The sequence below is a fragment of the Telluria sp. ZB2R32 genome, from assembly GCF_059685715.1.
Genome location: NZ_JCASIG010000003.1, coordinates 84716 through 104749 on the forward strand (window position 1 = coordinate 84716; position 20034 = coordinate 104749).

The following is a 20034-nucleotide window of genomic DNA, read 5'->3' on the forward strand; positions in this document are numbered from 1 at the left end:
ATCCTTGCGCAATCCCTCACATGACAACTTCATGAACAACTTCACTTCACGCCGTACGATGCTTGCGGCCCTGGCCGCAGTTCCCGTGTCTTACCTCTCCGGTTGCGCCCATCCGGCAGCGGCTGCAACCGACGCAGGTTTCGCGGCGCTGGAAAAAGACCTGGGTGGGCGCCTGGGCGTGTCGGCACTCGATACCGGCAGCGGCCGCAGCGTCGGCTACCGCGAGCATGAGCGCTTTGCCATGTGCAGCACCTTCAAGGCGATCGCCGCCGCCGCGATCCTCGCACGCAATGCCGGAGCGCCAGGGCTGCTGCAAAAGCGCATCCGCTATGCCAAGGACGACCTGGTCACCTATTCTCCGGTCACCGAGCAGCACCTGCAGGATGGCATGACGCTGGAACAGCTCTGCGCCGCGACGGTCATCCATAGCGATAACGGCGCCGGCAACCTGATCCTGCGCGAGATCGGCGGTCCCGCAGGGCTGACACGTTTTGCCCGTACCATCGGCGACACCCAGTTCCGGCTCGACCGCTGGGAACCGGAACTGAATACGGCCCACGCCGGCGATCCGCGCGACACGACCACGCCGGCCGCGATGACCGTCACGCTGAATGCCCTCATGCTCGGCGCAGCACTGCCCGCGCGTGAACGCGCCCTGCTGACCCAGTGGATGCTCGACTGCGCCACCGGCGCGACGCGCATCCGTGCAGGCGTGCCAGCCGGCTGGAGAGTCGCCGATAAAACCGGAACGGGCGGGTACGGCAGCGCGAACGACATCGGCGTGATCTGGCCACCCGGCCGGGCGCCGATCGTGCTGTCAATCTATACGGTGCAGCACGTACAAGACAGCAAGGCGCGCAACGACATTGTCGCTGCCGCGACGCGCCTGGTGGCCCGGGCATTGTCTACCTGAACCGCAACTATCCAGACATGCCAAATAGCGTGGATGTCCAATGGACGGCAGCGCTACGGTGGCTGCGACGAGACAAGTCGGGAATTTTTCCCATCCCCGAACCCATGCATTTGCCGTAACCTTCATTGACAATAACAAATCATCAATGGAGACAGAACATGCACCCGCCAGTCTTGCCTGATCCACGCAATCTCCCTCCAACAAACCCCCCCCCAGTCCGCGCTTCCTTGCTAGGACTGGCCTGCGCCGGCGCCGCACTAACGGCCCAAGCCCAGGCGCAAACGCAAACCGATCCTCCGATGCCAGTGGTCGAAGTGATCGGCACCACGCCGCTGCCCGGCATCGGCATCGACCGAAACCTGCTTCCCTATCCGGTGCAGACCGCCGGCGAGCGCGAGCGCAAGGGGGCGCGGGCGGGCAACCTGAGCGAGTACATGGCGCAGAACCTGACCGGCGTGAACGTCAACGAGGTGCAGGGCAGCCCTTTCCAGAACGACCTGACCTTCCGCGGTTACCGCGCCTCGCCGCTGCTGGGCGCGCCGCAGGGCATCTCCGTATTTCTCGACGGCGTGCGCATCAACGAGGGCTTCGGCGACGTCATCAACTGGGACATGCTGCCCGAAGCGGCGATTGCCAGCGTGACGCTGGTGCCGGGCGCGAACCCGACCTATGGCTTGAATTCCCTGGGCGGGGCGCTGGCGTTCCGCACCAAATCCGGCCGCACCGACCCCGGCTTCGAGGCCGACGTCTCGCTGGGCAGTTTCGGCCGCAAGCGCATCGATCTCGCCTACGGGGCGCAGTTCGAGGATGGCTGGCATGCCTTCGTTGCCGGCACCCGTTTTAGGGAAGACGGCTGGCGCGACTATTCGAACGGCCGGCTCGGCAACGTCTTCGCCAAGTTCGGCCGCAGCAGTGGGCGCGATAACTGGGACCTGTCGCTGCTGCACGGTTCGAGCACCCTGGTTGGCAACGGCTTGCTGCCGGACGAACTGTACGAGAACGATCGGCGCACCGTCTACACCCATCCCGACCGCAGCCGCAACCGGGTCCAGCAACTCGCCTTCAATGCCGAGCACTGGCTCGACAGCAGCACCGTCGTCTCCGCGCTCGTCTTTGGCCGCAACAGCCGGCGCAGCACCGTCAACGGCGACATCAATCCCGCCTACGAATCCTATGTCGAAGCCTGTGAGGGCGGCTTCGATGCGGGTGGCGCACCGATCGAGGACGACGAGTGCGTCGACGATGACGGCAATCCTTTCACCCTCGACGACGCGTTCGGCCTGGCAGCGGGCGTGCTGAACCAGACCCGCACCCGCCAGCGTTCGTACGGGTTCGGGCTGAACCTGGCGCGCGATGTCGGCATCCACAAGTTCAGTGTCGGCGCCTCGGCCGAGCGCAGCAGAGTGCGCTACGAGCAGACCACCGAGGATGCCGGCTTCGACGACAGCCGCGGCGCCGTCGCCTTTCCCGGCGCCGAATCCGAACTGGACGCGGCGGTGCGCGGCCACGCCTGGAACGCGGCGCTGTATGCCTCCGACACCATGGCCCTGTCCGGCGCCACCCACTTGACGGCCTCGGCCCGCTACAACGTCGCCAAGGTGACGAATACCCTGACCAACGAAAATGGCGTGCAGCCGAGCGAGTCCTTCCGCTACACCAAACTCAATCCCGCAATCGGCATCACGCATCAGATCGGGAGCGGCTGGACGCTGTTCGCCAACCTGGCCCAGAACACGCGCGTGCCGACCGTGATCGAACTCGGTTGCGCCGACCCCGAGCAACCCTGCGCGCTGCCGACCGGGCTGCAGGCCGACCCTTTCCTGGAGCAGGTGACCTCGCGCACGATCGAAGCGGGCGCACGCCTGGATGAAAACGGCAAGGGCAGGTTATCGGTCTCCGTCTACCAGAGCGTCAACCGCGACGACATCCTGTTCCTGCGCGCCGGCGCGACGCAACTGGGCTACTTCGATAATTTCGAACGCACCCGCCACCGCGGCGTCGACCTGTCGGCGCAGCGCAACTTCGGCCCGTTCGCAGCCCGCCTGGGCTACAGCTACCTGGACGCGACCTACGACGCCGACGGCAACCTGTTCGCCGGCGAGCGTACCGTGCAGGTGCGGCCCGGCACCCGCATCGCGGGCCTGCCGCGCCACACGTTGAAACTGGGGCTGGACTGGCGGCCGTCGGCGCAATGGATGTTCGGCGCCGACCTGGTCGCCGTGTCGAGCCTGGTCACGCAAGGCAACGAAGACGGTTTATTGGAAGACCTGGAAGACGACGAGCCGCCCGCGACCGGCAATGCCGGCATCGCCGGCCACGCCTTGCTGGCCCTGCGCGCCAGCTACAAGCCGACGCGGCAGCTGGAATTTTATGCGCGTATCAACAACGCCCTGGACCGGCGCTACGAAACCTATGGCGTGCTGGCCGAGAACATGTTCCCGGATGGCCAACTGGTGCAGCCCGCACTTGGCACCGGGGAGGCAGAGGATGCGCGCTTCGTCGCACCGGGCGCGCCGCGCTCGTTCAGCGTGGGGATGAACTATAAATTCTAACTGGCGGTGATGATCCCGCGGCGCAGCGCCAGGTGCACCAGCGCCGCGGAGGTCGATACGTTCAGCTTGGCCTTGACCCGCGTCTGGATATTGGCGGCGGTCTTCTGGCTGATGTTGAGCAGTTGTGCGCAGTCGGCGGCGGAGCGGCCTTCGGCCAGCAGGCGGAACACCTCGAATTCGCGCGGGCTGAGCGAGTCGAGGCAGCGGCTTTCGTCGTCGCTTCCCGCCTGCAGCAGGTGGCGCGACAGGTTGGCGCTCAGGAAGCGCTGGCCGGCGTGTGCTGCGCGCACCGCGGCCACCATGTCGTCGGGCGCCGCCTGCTTGCTGACGAAACCGCAGGCGCCGGCATCGAAGGTGCGCCGCACCAGGTGCGCCGAATCGTACATGCTGAAGACCACCACCCGGGCACGCTCGTCGCGCGCGCGGATCCGGTGCAGCAGTTCGAGTCCGCCGGTACCGGGCAGAGATAAATCGGTGACGCAGACGTCGACCGGCTGGCGCACGAAATCGAGATAGGCTTGCTCGGCGCTGCCGGCTTCGGCGATGGCGATGTCGCCGGCCTGCTCGAGCAGGCGGCGGTAGCCCGAGCGCACCACCGGGTGATCGTCGACCAGCAGTACCTGGATTGTACTCATGCAGCCCCCGCGAGCGGCAGCAGCGCCTCGATGCGCACGCCCTGGCCCGGCCCGGCGCCGATCCGCAATTGGCCCTGCAGGCTGGCCACGCGCTCGCGCATCCCGGTCAGGCCAAAGCCGGCCTGCAGCCCGGCGCCGGCGGCCATGCCGCGGCCATCGTCCTCGATCCGCAGTTTTAATTGCGCGCCGCAGTCGCTGCGGCGCAGCTCGATCCTGACCTGGCTCGCCTGCGCATGGCGCGCCACATTGGTCAGGCTCTCCTGCACCAGCCGGAACAGGGTGATGCTGACCAGGTCGTCGAGTTCGTCCGGAACGGCGGATGGGAAAAACGCGCAGCCGATACCGGTCTGCTCTTCCCACAGTTCGCACAACTCCTGCAAGGCCGGCACCAGCCCGAGGCTGTCGAGCGTCATCGGGCGCAGGCGGCGCAGCATCGTCTTGACCATCCCGTACAGCGCTTCCGAGGTCGCGGCGATGCGCTGCGCACTGGCGGTGACGCCGGCGCTGTCGCCTGATCTAGCGTGCAGGATATAGGTGGCGTCGGCGCGGATCGCGGTGCAGTTCTGGCCCAGCTCGTCGTGCAGTTCGCGCGCCAGCGTGCGCCGCTCGTTTTCCTGCATCACGATCAGCTGGCGCGCCAGGTCGCGGTTACTCACGAGCAGGGTCACGACCTGCTGTTGTGCCGCCATCCGCTCGTGCATCTCCCGCCGCGCCTGGCGCGTGCGGCGCCAGCAAAACCACAGCAGACCGGCCAGCAGCACGACCAGCGTGCCCGGCAATTCGTCGACCTGCCAGGATTCGTGGCGCAACTCCCACGCGGCGATGCGCTCGGATAATTCAAATCGGGTAGCGAAGAGGAAGGCAAGCATCGTCAGCAGGGCGACGATACCCAGGTCGGCGGCGACGCCGCGCCACCAGGCGGGGCGGCTGGGGGCGGTGTGAACAGGATCTTGAGCCATCGATATGGGCGATATCAGGAAGTGGCAATCGGACTGCGTTCATCTGGTATGCCGGAAAAGGGGAGGCATAACAGAAAGAAATATCCTCCTGTGCTGGCAAGTCTGTCAACTATTTTTGATGAGTGCCGTTCGTGCCACTCTAGGCCTATACTTCAGACTCACTGTCATCCAGGAGGTTGCCATGAAAGCGATTTACCCTGCGAATTACCCTGTACTTGCAGCATTGACCACTGCACTGGTGTTCTCGAGCGGCGCCGCGCTGGCGCAGTCGGGCTTCAAGAAGGCGAACGGCGCCCTGACCGACGCCGCCGGGATGACGGTCTACACCTTCGACAAGGACACCGCCGGCTCCGGAAAAAGCGCCTGCAACGAAGGCTGCGCCAGGATGTGGCCGCCGGTGCCCGTCACCGAGGAACGCGTCGCCGCGCCGTATTCGACCGTCACGCGCGACGACGGCACCAAGCAGCTGGCCTACAAGGGCAAGCCCCTGTACCTGTTCGCCAACGATACCAAGCCGGGCGAGCGCAAGGGGGACAAGATGAAGGACGTGTGGCACGTGGTGGCGGATTGAGGGCGCCGGGTTGACGTGCGTGACGTGACATCGGATGGCCGTCCTGGCGCTCGGGTTTGTAGGGTGGGCGCCCTGTGCCCACGCGGACGCCTGTGCCGTGTTGGCGCTACGTTAGACGCAATGTCTGCCCTTGGAACACGTGATCGGATGACTCGCTAGCGCGTCACGAACGGCTGCTCGTCTGCGCGAAGTTCCGCGTGGGCACAGGGCGCCCACCCTACAACGGCACGCCGTCAATGCGTTCAGCGCAGCCAGGCCTTGAGCACGTCCGCACTCTGCTCCATGCCGAACTGCAGGCGCCCGTGCGCATGCGCCGTGCATTGTTCGAGCGTGCCATTGCCCTGGTTGGCCGCTTGCGCCGCGATTGCCTTGCAGGCGATGCCGAAGGCGACAATCGCCTGGTCCCAAGCCAGCCCCGAAGCCAGCGCTTCTTCGACCACGTTTGCCGCCAGTGCGCCCAGTTTGTCGACCAGCGCGTCGTCCCTTCCGAGTTTCAGCATCGTCTTCGCTCCTTGAAAAGTGATGCTGGCATGGTACGACAGGCGCCGTGCACGCCGTGCACGCCGTGCACAGGAGGGAAGGGTGCGCGGCGTCAGCCGGCGGGCGCGGGCCGTCCCAGCAGGTAGCCCTGCGCCGTGGTCACGCCCAGCGCGCGCAGCACCGCCAGTTCGCGCTCGGTCTCGACACCTTCGGCCACGATCCTGCTGCCGGTCGCGCCGGCGAAGGTGATCAGGGCCATGGCCAGTGCGCGCCGTCCCGGATCGAGGTCGATGTCGCGGATCAGGCTCTGGTCGAGCTTGATGATGTCGGGACGTAGCTGGAGAATATGGCGAAAGCTCGCATAGCCTGAGCCGGCGTCGTCGATCGCCAGCCGCAGGCCGGCCTGGCGCAGGCGTTCGAGTGCGCCGACCAGGTCCGCGTATTCCTCGATGGGCGCATGTTCGGTCAGTTCCAGCACCAGCCGGCCCGGCGGCATGTCCGCCAGGCAGGCGTCGAGCTTCCCGCTCAGGATCGTGTGCGGCGAGACGTTCATCGACAGGTAGGCGCCGCAGGGCAGTGCACCGATGCCGGCAACGGCAAGTTCGATCGCCAGCAGTTCGAGCTCGGTCCCGCGCCCGACGGCATCGGCTTCCTCGAACCAGACGTCGGGGCCGCGCGCGGGAGCGCCTGCCGCGGGCGTGTTTTCGAAGCGGGCAAGCGCCTCGGCGCCGACGACGGTGCCGCTTGCCAGGTCGACGATCGGCTGGTACACCATGTGCAGGCCGCGGCAGGCGATCAGGGCGCACAGCCGGTCCGATGCCGCCTCGTGCGCCCGCTCGGCCAGCACCCGCTGTTCGAGCATGGTGGCGATCAGGTCGGCGAACTGGGTCATGGCCACGACGTCGACGTCGCGCAGGCGCGACGACGGGTTGCGGCTGTAGCAGCAAAAGGTGCCGAACACGGAACCGTCCGACAGGCGGATCGGCACCCCCAGGTGTGCGCGGATCTTCATCGCCTCGGTCGCGCCCAGCGCCTTGAGGATCGGGTAGATATGGCTGTCGTCGACGCTCGCCGGAATCTGCCCGTCGACGACGTACTGGCAATAGCTTTCCTCGAGCGGATTGGCGTCGCCCACCTTGATCGGCACGAATTCCTCGGTCGTCGCGATATGGCGGAAGATGCGCATGCCGTCCTTGAACTCGGTGATGAACGCCACATCCATGCCCAGGCAGATGCGGGCCAGGTTGACGGCCGAGTGGATGATGTCGCCAAGCGATGCGGCGGACGGTTCGGGAGGCGCTACCAGGGACATGGCTGGTTCTCCTTGATGAAGTCGGATGTTTCGGGTGGCTTTACGATAACCCAACTTTATTTCTGCTGCTACTCGTCTTGTAAATCCCTGCAAGGATCTTTTGCGCTCGGCAGGCACTTGAGAAAAGTATAAAAAAAGCCGCCCGGCTGTGCGGGCGGCTTCAGGTAAGCAGGTGCAGAACGGTCAGAACCGTTTAGAAGGTTTCCCATTCGTCGGCATCGACGCGTGCCGGCGACTTGGCCGGCGCCGCCTTGGCGACGCGCAGGGCCGGGGCGGGGCGGGCGATGGCGCGCACCGGGGCCGGCGCGGCTGCGCGGGCAGGAGCGGAGGCGGAGGCGGCCGGCAGGGCCTGGCCGTCGAGCTTGAACACCCCCACCACCTGCGCCAGCGTTGCCGCCTGGTCCTGCATCGAGGCGGCCGCGGCGGCGGCTTCCTCGACCAGGGCGGCGTTCTGCTGGGTGACCTGGTCCATCTGGCCGATGGCCTGGTTCACCTGCTCGATACCGCCGGTCTGTTCGGCGCTGGCATGGGTGATCTCGGCCATGATGTCGGTGACGCGGCGGATCGACGACACCACCTGCTCCATGGTCGCGCCGGCCTGGTCGACCAGCTTGGCGCCGACGTCGACCTTGTCGACCGAGTCGCCGATCAGGACCTTGATTTCTTTCGCTGCGGCGGCCGAACGCTGGGCCAGGTTGCGCACTTCGGAGGCGACGACGGCGAAGCCGCGGCCCTGTTCGCCGGCACGCGCCGCCTCGACCGCGGCGTTGAGCGCCAGGATGTTGGTCTGGAAGGCGATGCCGTCGATGACGCCGATGATGTCGACGATCTTGCGCGACGATTCGTTGATCGAACCCATGGTCGTGATGACCTGGCCGACCACGGCGCCACCTTGCGCCGCCACTTCGGATGCGGCGATCGACAGCTGGTTGGCCTGGCGTGCGTTGTCGGCGTTCTGGCGCACGGTGGTGGTCAGTTCTTCCATCGAGGCGGCGGTTTCTTCCAGCGCGCCGGCCTGCTGTTCGGTGCGGCTCGACAGATCCAGGTTGCCGGCCGAGATTTCGGCCGAAGCGGTGGCGATGGTGTCGGTGCCGCTGCGGACCTGGGTCACGATTTTTACCAGGCTGTCGTTCATGTGGCGCAGGGCGCGCAGCAGGGCGCCGGTCTCGTCTTTCGAGGTGGCGTTGATGGTGCGCGTCAGGTCGCCGCCGGCCACGGTTTCGGCCAGGTCGAGCGCATCCTGGATCGGACGGGTGATGCCCTTCGTGAGCAGCCACGACAGGATGGCGCCGAGCAGGACGGCGGCGGCGGTCAACAGGGCGATGATGGTCGTGCTGCGCTTGGCGCTGGCGTCGATCGTCTTGGCGGTCGCATCGATGCTGGTGCGCTGCATGACGACCAGTTCCTGCAGCAGGTCCTGGTACAGCTTGGCGGCCGGGGTGAACTTCTCGTCGAGCAGGCGCGCCGCTTCGGCTTCGTTGCCGTCGGCCTTGGCCTTGACGGCGCCGTCGCGCGAGGCGCTGTAGTGCTTGCGCTGGTCGAGGATCTTTGCGAACAGGGCCTTTTCGGCGTCGCCCGCGATCAGCGGCTCGATCCCCTTGAGCAGTTCGGCGGCCTTTTTCACCGATGCGGCCGCGTCTTCCTTGAAGTAGGGACCGAGCGCCGGGTCGGTGCTCTTGACGATGGCGGCGGTGCGGCGGATCGATGCGAAGTTCAGGCTGTACCAGTCGGTGATCAGGCGTTCCTTGGTCAGCGGCGCGGCCATCATGGCGCGGGTGGCGTCGGCCACTTCGTTGAGGCGCCAGATACCGGCGCAAGCGATCAGCACGGTCATGGCCAGGATCAGCGCAAAGCCGAGTCCGAGGCGCTTGCCGATCTTGATATTCGAGATGAAGCCCATTACAGCATTCCTTGTTGTAGGTAGTAGGGGGGAGGGCGGGCTGCGCCGTGCGAGTAAAAGGGCAGCCACGGAAGTGCACGATTAACTGCGTGAAGGAGACAAATTCTACGGTTATTTCCTGAGAGAAAGCTATAAAAAAGTGATCTGAGGAAATTTTTACGACACTTTTGCAGAAGGTCTCGCGAAGTTAATTGTTAAATATTGATCTGAGACATCTAATTTGTTACGCTAATGAAACTTTGAAATCTGAAATAGATTTCGTTCCGCCCGCGCCACGTGGCGCCTCAATTTCCTACACCATGAAACCATCTTCCCGTCTCCTGAAACACCTTTTGCTGGCCGGCGTGACCGCAGCCGGCGCCGCCCAATCGGCTGCCCTGCCGCCCGAATTCACCGCCCAGCTGGACAAGGATTTCCCTGCCATCGAAGCCCTGTACCAGGACCTGCACCGCAACCCGGAACTGGCCTTCCAAGAACACCAGACCGCAAAGAAGCTGGCCGAGCGCGTCAAGGCGCTGGGCTTTGAAGTGACCACCGGCGTCGGCGGCACCGGCGTCGTCGCGATCCTGAAAAATGGCCCCGGCCCGGTCGCCATGCTGCGCACCGAAATCGACGCGCTGCCGGTGCTGGAAAAGACCGGCCTGCCGTTCGCCAGCACCGCCACCGCCAAGAACGCGGCCGGCGAGACCGTCCCGACCATGCACGCCTGCGGCCACGACGTCCACATGTCGGCCTGGTATGCCACCGCCAAGCTGATGGCGGAAAATCGCAAGGCCTGGAGCGGCACGCTGATGCTGGTCGGCCAGCCGGCCGAGGAACCGCTGACCGGTTCGGCCGCGATGCTCAAGGATGGCCTGTTCACGCGCTTCCCGAAGCCTGACTATGCGATCTCGCTGCACGACGAAGGCACGCTGCCGGCAGGCCAGCTTGGCTGGCACGCCGGCCACTTCCGCGCGTCGGCGGACACCGTCACCATCACCCTGCACGGCCAGGGCGGCCACGGCGCCACGCCACAGGAAACGCGCGACCCGGTCGTCATGTCGGCACGCGTCGTGCTGGCGCTGCAGACCCTGATCTCGCGCGAGAACAACCCGGCCGACCCGGTCGTCATCACCGTCGGCAGCATCCATGGCGGCACCCAGGCCAACATCGTGCCCGACCAGGTCAAGCTGCAGCTGACCGTGCGTACCTTCCGCCCGGAAGTGCGCAAGCGCGTGCTGGCCAGCATCGTGCGTGAAGTCGAAGGCGAGGCAATGGCCGCCGGCATGCCGAAGAAGCCGCAAGTGGACATCGTGCCGGGCGCCGATTCGGTCTACAACGACCCCGAGCTGACCGCACGCGCCGTGACTGCGGTGCAGGGCGCGCTGGGCACCCAGAACGTGGTCGAGATGCCGGCCAAGATGACGTCGGAAGATTTTGCGAACTACGGCCAGGCCGGCGTGAAGGCCGTGCTGCTGCACGTGGGCGCCGTCGAACCGAAGAAACTGGCCGATGCGCGCAAGGCCGGCAAGTACCCGCCAGGCACGCACTCGCCGCAGTGGGCGCCGGACTTCAAGCCGACCGTGCGTTCGTTCATCACGGCGGAAACGGCGATCCTGCTGGATCTGCTGAAGCCGGGGCAGAAGAAGTAAGGTAGTTGAAGCAGGAAGGAAGACGCCGGCGCGATGCCGGCGTTTTTGTTTGTGGCTCGCGGTGATGGCGCGGACTTTCATGCGCCATACCGCGTGGGCTCGAGAGCCCACCCTACGACTGCCTTGTAGGGTGGGCACTTGTGCCCACGCGGTTCACCCGTTGAACATTCGCGCCGCAAAAAAAACCGCCCGGCATGCGGGCGGCTTCGTCGATCATGTCAAACGGCGGCGATCAGAACTCTTCCCATTCGTCGACCGCGGCCGTGGCCTTGGCGCGCGCAGCCGGCTTGGCCACCGGCGCCTTCGCCACTTTCGCTGGACGCGCTGCCGGCTGCGGACGCGCCGCAATGGCACGCACCGGCGCCGGCGCCACCGCCGCCGCCTGCGCATCGAGCTTGAACACGCGCACCGCCTGCGCCAGCCTGGCCGCCTGCTCCTGCATCGCGCCGGCCGCCGCCGCCGATTCCTCGACCAGGGCGGCGTTCTGCTGGGTCGCTTCGTCCATCAGGCCGATCGACTGGTTCACCTGCTCGATGCCGCCGGTCTGTTCGTGGGTCGCATGGGTGATCTCGGCCATGATGTCGGTGACGCGGCGGATCGATTCGACCACTTGCTCCATGGTGGCGCCGGCCTGGTCGACCAGTTTGGCGCCGACGTCGACCTTCTCGACCGAGTCGCCGATCAGGATCTTGATTTCCTTGGCTGCGGCGGCCGAACGCTGCGCCAGGTTGCGCACTTCGGAAGCGACGACCGCGAAGCCGCGGCCCTGTTCGCCGGCACGCGCCGCCTCGACGGCGGCGTTGAGCGCCAGGATGTTGGTCTGGAAGGCGATGCCGTCGATGACGCCGATGATATCGACGATCTTGCGCGACGATTCGTTGATCGAACCCATGGTCGTGATCACCTGGCCGACGACAGCACCGCCTTCGATCGCGACGGTCGAGGCGGTGATCGCGAGCTGGTTGGCCTGGCGCGCATTGTCGGCGTTCTGGCGCACGGTGCCGGTCAGCTGTTCCATCGAGGCGGCGGTTTCTTCGAGCGAGGCGGCTTGCTGTTCGGTGCGGCTCGAGAGATCGAGGTTGCCGCTGGCGATTTCGCCCGAGGCGCCGGCCATGGTGTCGGTGCCGCTGCGCACTTCGGTGACGATTTTCACCAGGCTGTCGTTCATGTGGGCGAGGGCGCGCAGCAGGGCGCCGGTCTCGTCTTTCGAAGTGGCGTCGATGCGGCGCGTCAGGTCGCCGCCGGCCACCATCTCGGCCAGTTGCACCGCTTCGCGGATCGGGCGCACGATGCCGCGCGTGAGCAGCCACGAGGCGAGCGCGCCGAGCAGCACCGAGCACAGGGCCAGCGTGCCGATCAGGGTCTGGCTGTCGTGCGCGCGCGCGTCGATGTCGCGTGCGGTGGCGCTGATGTGCGCCGCTTGCATGGCGACGAGCTGCTGCATCGATTCCTGGTACGCCTTGGCGGCGGGTGTGAAGCGCTCGTCGAGGATGCGCGCGGCCAGTTCCTGGTCGCCGTCGGCCTTGGCCTTGACGGCTTCGTCGCGCGCGCTCGAATACGCCTTGCGTTGTTCGGTAATGCGGTCGAACAGGGCTTTTTCTTCGCCGGGCACGATCAGGGCTTCGATCTGCTTGAGCAGCTCGGCCGAGCGCTTGCCGGTCTGGGCGCTGTCTTCCTTGAAGAAGGGACCGAGGCTGGCGTCGCTGCTCTTGACGATCGCCGCGGTACGGCGCACGGCGCCGAAGACCTGCATGGTCCACTCGGTGATCATGCGTTCCTTGGCCAGCGGCTCGGCCAGGACTTGCGCCGTGCTGGCGGCGCCGCTGTTGACGCGGGCGATGCCGACCGTGGCGATCAGGACCGCCATGGCCAGGGTCAGCGCGAAGCCGAGCGCCAGGCGCTTGCCAATGTTGAGGTTGTTGAGAAAGCCCATGGCGCCAATGCCTATACAAATGAGGAAAATCCGAATGTAACCTTGATCTAGGGCAATTTCAATTACAACTGAGATATATATCCCTCATTCCATGTGTGATGGCGCGAGGTGTTGTCTTTACGAAACAGGGCTCGTGCGAGAAGGTAAAAACGGCCGCGCCAGCCCGGCAGGGGGCCGTTGGTGAAGCTGCATCGGCCTGTTTGAGGTATAATTTCAATTTCCCGCGCGTGCCATTCGGCACCTTCAGCACAATGACCAAATTTGTATTCGTCACTGGCGGCGTCGTGTCTTCCCTGGGCAAGGGAATCGCGGCTGCTTCTCTCGCCGCGATCCTCGAATCGCGCGGCCTCAAAGTCACCATGCTCAAGCTCGATCCCTACATTAACGTGGATCCGGGCACCATGAGCCCGATGCAGCATGGCGAAGTCTTCGTCACCGACGACGGCGCCGAGACCGACCTCGACCTCGGCCACTACGAGCGCTTCATCAGCACCCGCATGAAGAAGGTGAACAACTTCACCACCGGCCAGATCTACGAATCGGTGATCCGCAAGGAACGCCGCGGCGAGTACCTCGGCAAGACCGTGCAGGTGATCCCGCACATCACCAACGAAATCCAGGATTACATCCGCCGCGGCGCCGAAGGTGTCGACGTCGCGCTGGTCGAAATCGGCGGCACCGTCGGCGACATCGAATCGCTGCCTTTCCTCGAAGCCGCGCGCCAGCTGTCGCTGCGCGCCGGCCGCAAGTCGACCGCGTTCGTGCACCTGACCCTGGTGCCCTACATCGCATCGGCCGGCGAACTGAAAACCAAGCCGACCCAGCACAGCGTGCAAAAGCTGCGCGAGATCGGCATTTCGCCGAACGCCTTGCTATGCCGCGCCGACCGCCGCATTCCCGACGACGAGCGCGCGAAAATTTCTCTGTTCGCCAACGTCGAAGAGCAGGCCGTGATTTCGGTGTGGGACGTCGACACCATCTATAAAGTGCCGCAAGTGCTCAACGAGCAGGGCCTGGACGACATCATCCTCGAAGCGCTCGACCTGCAGGCGCCGCCGGCCGACCTGTCGATGTGGGCCAAGCTGATCTACACGCTGGAAAACCCGAAGCGCGAAGTCACCATCGGCATGGTCGGCAAGTACGTCGACCTGACCGAATCGTACAAGTCGCTGACCGAAGCGCTGCGCCACGCCGGCATCCACACCGAGAGCCGCGTCAACATCGAATACCTCGACTCGGAAGAGATCGAAAGCACGGGTTGCGACCACCTGGCCAAGTACGACGCCATCCTGGTGCCGGGCGGCTTCGGCAAGCGCGGCGTGGAAGGCAAGATCATGGCCGCGCGCTATGCCCGCGAAAACAAGATCCCGTACCTGGGCATCTGCCTGGGCATGCAGGTCGCGCTGATCGAATACGCGCGCCACATGGCCGGCCTGCCGAACGCGAACTCCACCGAATTCGATCTCGAGACCGACCAGCCGGTCGTCGCCCTGATCAACGAATGGCAAAACCACGACGGCAAAGTCGAACAGCGCGACGAAAATTCGGACCTGGGCGGTACCATGCGCCTGGGCGCCCAGACCTGCGAAGTCAATCCGGGCACGCTGGCGGCCGAGATCTACGGCAACGTGGTCACCGAGCGCCACCGCCACCGCTACGAAGCCAACAACTTCTACCTGCCGAAGGTGGAAGCGGCCGGCCTCGTGGTCGCGGCGCGTACCCCGAACGAGAACCTGTGCGAAATCATGGAACTGCCGCGCAGCGGCGACAACGCGCACCCGTGGTACATGGGCGTGCAGTTCCACCCTGAATTCAAGTCGACCCCGCGTAGCGGCCACCCGCTGTTCACGTCGTTCATCCAGGCGGCATTGGCACACCAGTCGGCGAACACCGCGACTGCCGCTAATGGACCAATTAATGCGGCGCCAACCGCTTTGCAAGGAGACGCAGCATGAAGTTATGCGACTTTGAAGTAGGCCAGGACCAGCCGATTTTCCTGATCGCCGGCACCTGCGTGATCGAATCGCGCCAAATGGCGCTCGACGTCGCCGGCACGCTCAAGGAAATCACCGCGGCACTCGGCATCCCGTTCATCTACAAATCCTCGTTCGACAAGGCGAACCGCTCGTCGGGTACCTCGTTCCGCGGCCCCGGCCGCGAAAAGGGCCTCGAGATCCTGGCCGACGTGAAAAAAACGATCGGCGTGCCGGTGCTGACCGACGTCCACACCGAGGAAGAGATTCCGGAAGTGTCGTCCATCGTCGACGTCCTGCAGACCCCGGCCTTCCTCTGCCGCCAGACCGATTTCATCAACGCCTGCGCCCGTTCGGGCCTGCCGGTGAACATCAAGAAGGGCCAGTTCCTGGCCCCGGGCGACATGAAGAACGTGATTGATAAAGCAAGGGCGGCCGCAGCTGCCGCTGGGCTGAATCAGGACAACTTCATGGCTTGTGAGCGTGGCGCCTCGTTCGGTTACAACAACCTGGTTTCGGACATGCGTTCGCTCGCCATCATGCGCGAATCGAACTGCCCGGTGGTGTTCGACGCCACCCACTCGGTGCAGCTGCCGGGCGGGCAGGGCACGTCCTCGGGCGGCCAGCGCGAACACATCCCGGTGCTGTCGCGCGCGGCGGTTGCCGCCGGTATCGCCGGCCTGTTCATGGAAACCCATCCGGATCCGAAGAACGCCCTGTCGGACGGCCCGAACGCGGTACCGCTGGGCCGCATGAAGGAACTGCTCACGACGCTGGTCGAGATCGACCGCGTGGTCAAGCGTGCGGGCTTCCTCGAGAACGACTTCAAGGCATAATACTGCTGAGCTTATAAAGCATTGCATGACGAGGCGCCTCTTTGGCGCCTCGACTTTCATGTGCGAGACGATTTTTACCCTTTGGAGATGCAAACATGAGTGCTATCGTTGATATTATCGGCCGCGAGATCATTGACTCGCGCGGCAATCCGACCGTCGAATGCGACGTCCTGCTCGAATCGGGCGTGATGGGCCGCGCGGCCGTGCCGTCGGGCGCATCGACCGGTTCGCGCGAAGCGATCGAACTGCGCGACGGCGATCCGAAGCGTTATTTCGGCAAGGGCGTACTGCAAGCCTGCGAGAACATCAACACCGAGATCAGCGAAGCCATCATGGGCCTGGACGCCAACGAACAGGCCTTCCTTGACCGCACCCTGATCGACCTGGACGGCACCGAGAACAAGAGCCGCCTGGGCGCCAACGCCATGCTGGCCGTGTCGATGGCCGTGGCCAAGGCCGCTGCCGAAGAAGCGGGCCTGCCGCTGTACCGCTACTTCGGCGGTTCGGGCGCGATGCAGATGCCGGTGCCGATGATGAACGTGATCAACGGCGGCGCCCACGCCGACAACAACCTGGACATCCAGGAATTCATGATCATCCCGGTCGGCGCGCCCAGCTTCAAGGAAGCGATCCGCTACGGCGCCGAGGTGTTCCACACCCTGAAAAAGATCCTGCATTCGAAAGGCCTGTCGACCGCGGTCGGCGACGAAGGCGGCTTTGCTCCATCGGTCTCGAGCCACGAAGAAGCGATCAAGCTGATCATGCAGGCGATCGAAGAGGCAGGCTACGAAGCCGGCAGCCAGATCGCGATCGGCCTCGATTGCGCCGCCAGCGAGTTCTACAAGGACGGCAAGTACCACCTGGAAGGCGAAGGCTTGCAACTGACCGCGACCGACTTCACCAACATGCTCTCGACCTGGTGCGACAAGTACCCGATCATCTCGATCGAAGACGCGATGCACGAAGGCGACTGGGAAGGCTGGGCCACGCTGACCGCCGCACTGGGCAAGCGCGTGCAGCTGGTCGGCGACGATCTGTTCGTCACCAACACCAAGATCCTCAAAGAGGGCATCCAGAAGGGCATCGGCAACTCGATCCTCATCAAGATCAACCAGATCGGCACCCTGACCGAGACCTTCGCCGCCATCGAGATGGCCAAGCGCGCCGGCTACACCGCCGTCATTTCGCACCGTTCGGGCGAAACCGAGGACTCGACCATTGCCGACATCGCGGTGGGCCTGAACGCCCTGCAGATCAAGACCGGCTCGATGTCGCGCTCGGACCGCATGGCCAAGTACAACCAGCTGCTGCGCATCGAGGAAGACCTCGGCGACGTCGCCAGCTATCCTGGCCGTGACGCGTTCTATAATTTGAAGTAATGCGCCTGAAGTGATCCGTCTGAAGTAAATCGATGTACCCCGCGGGCCGCCCATCCTGGCGCGGCCCGCGTTCCCGAATTCCGCCATGCGCATCATTACGCTCGTTCTCGCTGCTTTACTCGTCCTGATCCAGTATCCCCTGTGGCTGGGGAAGGGCGGCATGCTCGCCGTCGCCGACATGCGCGACCAGGTCCAGCTGGCCCAGGTCAAGACCGAGCAGCTCAAGGCGCGCAACGCCAAGCTCGAATCCGAAGTGCGCGACCTGCGCGAAGGCACCGGCGCTGTCGAGGAACGCGCGCGTCTGGAGCTGGGCATGATCAAGCAGAACGAAATCTTCGTGCAGGTGCTGAGGAAAGACGAGCAGCCGACCGAATCGATGACGGTGCCGCCGCCACCGCCGGCGCCCAAGCCCGGCAAGGGCGCCGCCCACGCACCGACCCACTGACATGCATGCCACCAACCCCGCGTCCCTGACGACGCTCGAGGCGCTCGCCGCCTACCTCGCCGCCGCCTTCGAGAGCGGCGACGCCGCCAGCCTCGCCGACGCCTTCGCCGTCGCCGCCCATGCCGAAGGCACGACCCACCTGGCCGCCGCCGCCGGCCTGCCGCAGGCTGAGCTGCGCCATGCTTTCGCCAGCGGCGAAATGAGCATGGGGACCACGCTGGCGATCATGAAGGTGATCGATTTGCATATGCCAGGGGCGGCGCACTAAGCGTCGCGACTGTTCGGCCGGCCGATGACCCGTCGCGACTACGACATGCAATAAGCGCCTTTACCAGCGTCCGCAAGCCGCCCTGATTGCCCTAGAATGTTCGCTATCTCTTCATTCACAAGGAAGCCGATCATGAGCCAGCAACATGTCGCAGGACCATTCGACGTGACCGTCACCCCGCAAGGCCAGCCCGAGGTACGCGACGGCATGACCACCGGCCGCATGGCCATCGACAAGCGCTACCATGGCGAGCTCGAAGGCACTGGCGTAGGCGAAATGCTGTCGGCCATGACCACCACCGAAGGCTCGGCCGGCTACGTGGCGATCGAGCGTGTGACCGGCACCCTGCAGGGCCGCAGTGGCAGCTTCGTCGTCCAGCACAGCGGCACCATGGCGCGCGGGGCGCAGGCCTTGTCGATCACGGTCGTGCCGGATTCGGGCACCGGCGAGCTGACCGGGATCGCCGGCACGATGCGCATCCGCATCGAGGAGCGCAAGCATTTCTACGAATTCGATTACATCCTGCCGCAAGTGTGAACGCCGGTCCGCAGGAGTGGGAGATGCTTGGCAGAATCGACCCCATATGATTCGAAATCTGGCATCTGCATGCGGGAAATCGATTCATTTCGTTGTGATCTGCTTTTATGCAGCTTGAGATTGTTTCGTGATACGGGCTGGATAGTGCTGTTTTGCCGGCAGGCGCCGGCATAGACTGGGTCATCCGCAATCCACTTGGAATGCATTGCGGTATCCCGAAGGAGCAGGCGGCCGCGGGCTGCCTGGTCCGAAATCTATCCCGCTTCGTAAAGGAACCATCATGCGTCCCGCTCTCCGCCTGCACCGCCTGCTCCCTGCCTGCCTGCTCCTCCTGGCCAGCGCCGCCTCGGCCCGTACCCTGCCCTATCCACAAGTCGACGACGAGTCGGCCGGGTCGACCGTGCAGGTGACGGCGCCCGCCGCCACCATCTTCGTCACGCCGGACCAGGCGAGCGAGATTGCCGGCTCGTACAGCATGTCCAACGGCTGGCAAACGAAAGTCACCATGGTGTCGGGGCGTTACATCGAGGCGCGCATCGACGGCGAAAAGCCGATGCGGCTGCGTTCGATCGGCAAGGATACATTCGTCTCGCGCGACGGCAAGGTCAGCATGCGTTTCAGGGAAGGCGAGTACGCGGATGGGATGACGATGCGCTTTGTGCCGGATACCGACCTGGCCCAGGTGGTTGTCCTTTCTTCGCGCATGGCGCAGCGCTGAGGACAGCAATGGGGTCGGAATCGACCCCAAGGTTTGCTTTCAGCTTTTAGCCGGCGCGTCGGCGGCGCAGGCCGGCCAGGCCGATCAGTCCGGCGCCGAGCAGGGCAAGGCTCGCCGGTTCGGGAACCTCGGTTTCCCGAACGCGCTGGAAGTAGCCCGTTGCGCCAATGCATGGGAAGTCACTGTATGCTTCGCAGCCGGCACCGATCATGCCCTCGTCGCTGTTGGCGTCGGTGACCGTGAACGCCTGTCCGATCGATTCCATCCCGATGTGAGAGGACTGGTCGTTGGCATAGAAGCTGCCGCTGAGGAAACCGTCTGCGCCGAAGCGCAGGTCCATTTGCATGAAGCCCAGTTCAGTGCTGAATCCACGGCCATTCACGGACGAGTAATCCATTTGCTCGCTCATGCCGGGGAAGCTGTAGCGCAAGCCCAGCAGGCCATGCCGCGGTGCCTTGACGGTGCCGTCGTAGCTGTTGAAATCGAGCTGGAAGGCGCCGGACTGGACAGTCCGGCGGTCGAATTCGAGTTCGAGCGTAATGCCCCATGGCGTTGCGCCGTTGGTCGCCGTCCATTCGTAGACGATGCCGGCATGGCTCATCAGGGGAAGCAGGGACAGGGCGGCAGCGGCCAGGGCAGACTTGATGTTCATGAAAAATCCTCCGTTTTGGTAGCTTTCCAAAAGCAAGGAACGTTCCAGAACAAATGTTTCCTATGAAGATCAACGCTCGCTCAACTATTTGACCTTCAGGTGTAAATATTTCCGACAGGAAGGGGCCGACAGTGCGGCAAGCAGGCTGCTCTTCACCGCTATACATTTCTCGATTCGGCATAATTCCTCGGCACTGCTGCTATCAAACGATGCGCAATCAGCGATGCAGATTATTCAAGCGCGAATCGATAACGCAGCCGATCTCGTATTTAACAATGTGTTCTAAAAATTCCGCAGAATCTTTCTAATATAAAATTAATAATTGTCATAAAAGCTCTTT

The 20034-nt window shown here is 64.5% G+C and carries 18 protein-coding genes; 11 read left to right on the plus strand and 7 right to left on the minus strand.

Annotation, left to right across the window (positions count from 1 at the left end):
- The first annotated feature begins 31 nt into the window (after positions 1 to 31).
- Together bla and AC56LG_RS09710 are read left to right on the plus strand one after the other, a co-directional pair.
- Positions 32 to 913 carry a class A beta-lactamase gene (gene bla / locus AC56LG_RS09705; protein ID WP_497165911.1) on the plus strand — a complete coding sequence of 294 codons (882 nt, stop codon included), beginning with the start codon at positions 32 to 34 and terminating at the stop codon, positions 911 to 913.
- A gap of 299 nt (positions 914 to 1212) precedes the next feature.
- Positions 1213 to 3465, plus strand: coding sequence for a TonB-dependent receptor (locus tag AC56LG_RS09710; RefSeq protein WP_497165912.1), 2253 nt, complete (start codon positions 1213 to 1215; stop codon positions 3463 to 3465).
- Here AC56LG_RS09710 and AC56LG_RS09715 read toward each other — a convergent pair.
- Together AC56LG_RS09715 and AC56LG_RS09720 are read right to left on the minus strand one after the other, a co-directional pair.
- On the minus strand, positions 3462 to 4100 hold the full coding sequence (locus AC56LG_RS09715) for a response regulator (protein WP_497165913.1): 639 nt from the start codon (positions 4098 to 4100) through the stop codon (positions 3462 to 3464). The two genes, AC56LG_RS09710 and AC56LG_RS09715, sit on opposite strands and share 4 nt — an antisense overlap.
- Positions 4097 to 5059 carry an ATP-binding protein gene (locus AC56LG_RS09720; RefSeq protein WP_497165914.1) on the minus strand — a complete coding sequence of 321 codons (963 nt, stop codon included), beginning with the start codon at positions 5057 to 5059 and terminating at the stop codon, positions 4097 to 4099. Before AC56LG_RS09720 ends, AC56LG_RS09715 begins: the two co-directional genes overlap by 4 nt.
- Before the next feature lie 181 nt (positions 5060 to 5240).
- Between AC56LG_RS09720 and AC56LG_RS09725 the strand changes: the two genes are divergently transcribed.
- Entirely contained in the window at positions 5241 to 5630 is a 390-nt protein-coding gene (locus tag AC56LG_RS09725; RefSeq protein WP_497165915.1) for a COG4315 family predicted lipoprotein, read from the plus strand.
- Positions 5631 to 5872: 242 nt separating this feature from the next.
- Here the strand turns inward: AC56LG_RS09725 and AC56LG_RS09730 are convergent, their stop codons facing one another.
- From AC56LG_RS09730 to AC56LG_RS09740, 3 genes are all read right to left on the minus strand, one after another.
- On the minus strand, positions 5873 to 6130 hold the full coding sequence (locus AC56LG_RS09730) for a hypothetical protein (RefSeq protein ID WP_497165916.1): 258 nt from the start codon (positions 6128 to 6130) through the stop codon (positions 5873 to 5875).
- Between the two features lie 92 nt (positions 6131 to 6222).
- Positions 6223 to 7422 carry a sensor domain-containing phosphodiesterase gene (locus tag AC56LG_RS09735; protein ID WP_497165917.1) on the minus strand — a complete coding sequence of 400 codons (1200 nt, stop codon included), beginning with the start codon at positions 7420 to 7422 and terminating at the stop codon, positions 6223 to 6225.
- Positions 7423 to 7615: 193 nt separating this feature from the next.
- Complete coding sequence (locus AC56LG_RS09740; protein ID WP_497165918.1) at positions 7616 to 9322, minus strand: methyl-accepting chemotaxis protein; 1707 nt, start codon at positions 9320 to 9322, stop codon at positions 7616 to 7618.
- Positions 9323 to 9621: 299 nt separating this feature from the next.
- Between AC56LG_RS09740 and AC56LG_RS09745 the strand changes: the two genes are divergently transcribed.
- The gene (locus AC56LG_RS09745; RefSeq protein ID WP_497165919.1) at positions 9622 to 10953 is read left to right on the plus strand and encodes an amidohydrolase; all 1332 of its coding nucleotides are present in this window, start codon (positions 9622 to 9624) and stop codon (positions 10951 to 10953) included.
- Between the two features lie 232 nt (positions 10954 to 11185).
- Here AC56LG_RS09745 and AC56LG_RS09750 read toward each other — a convergent pair whose 3' ends face one another.
- Complete coding sequence (locus tag AC56LG_RS09750; RefSeq protein ID WP_497165920.1) at positions 11186 to 12886, minus strand: methyl-accepting chemotaxis protein; 1701 nt, start codon at positions 12884 to 12886, stop codon at positions 11186 to 11188.
- Between the two features lie 251 nt (positions 12887 to 13137).
- Here AC56LG_RS09750 and pyrG point away from each other — a divergent pair, with 251 nt between their 5' ends.
- The 7 genes from pyrG (at position 13138) to AC56LG_RS09785 (ending at position 19042) form a co-directional block, all read left to right on the plus strand.
- A complete protein-coding gene (gene pyrG, locus AC56LG_RS09755) occupies positions 13138 to 14841 on the plus strand; it encodes a CTP synthase (protein WP_497165921.1) in 1704 nt (567 codons plus the stop codon).
- A complete protein-coding gene (gene kdsA / locus AC56LG_RS09760; protein ID WP_497165922.1) occupies positions 14838 to 15695 on the plus strand; it encodes a 3-deoxy-8-phosphooctulonate synthase in 858 nt (285 codons plus the stop codon). Before pyrG ends, kdsA begins: the two co-directional genes overlap by 4 nt.
- Positions 15696 to 15790: 95 nt before the next feature.
- On the plus strand, positions 15791 to 17074 hold the full coding sequence (gene eno / locus AC56LG_RS09765; RefSeq protein WP_497165923.1) for a phosphopyruvate hydratase: 1284 nt from the start codon (positions 15791 to 15793) through the stop codon (positions 17072 to 17074).
- A gap of 85 nt (positions 17075 to 17159) precedes the next feature.
- The gene (gene ftsB / locus AC56LG_RS09770; RefSeq protein ID WP_192051030.1) at positions 17160 to 17519 is read left to right on the plus strand and encodes a cell division protein FtsB; all 360 of its coding nucleotides are present in this window, start codon (positions 17160 to 17162) and stop codon (positions 17517 to 17519) included.
- A 1-nt stretch (position 17520) separates the two neighbouring features.
- Positions 17521 to 17787 (plus strand): hypothetical protein, encoded by a 267-nt coding sequence (locus tag AC56LG_RS09775; RefSeq protein WP_497165924.1) that lies wholly within the window; start codon positions 17521 to 17523, stop codon positions 17785 to 17787.
- A gap of 132 nt (positions 17788 to 17919) precedes the next feature.
- On the plus strand, positions 17920 to 18324 hold the full coding sequence (locus AC56LG_RS09780; protein WP_497165925.1) for a DUF3224 domain-containing protein: 405 nt from the start codon (positions 17920 to 17922) through the stop codon (positions 18322 to 18324).
- 280 nt (positions 18325 to 18604) lie between these two features.
- Positions 18605 to 19042, plus strand: coding sequence for a hypothetical protein (locus AC56LG_RS09785; protein WP_497165926.1), 438 nt, complete (start codon positions 18605 to 18607; stop codon positions 19040 to 19042).
- A gap of 46 nt (positions 19043 to 19088) precedes the next feature.
- Here AC56LG_RS09785 and AC56LG_RS09790 read toward each other — a convergent pair whose 3' ends face one another.
- Positions 19089 to 19694: a PEP-CTERM sorting domain-containing protein gene (locus AC56LG_RS09790; protein WP_497165927.1), complete on the minus strand. Its 606-nt coding sequence runs from the start codon at positions 19692 to 19694 to the stop codon at positions 19089 to 19091.
- Positions 19695 to 20034: the final 340 nt, after the last annotated feature.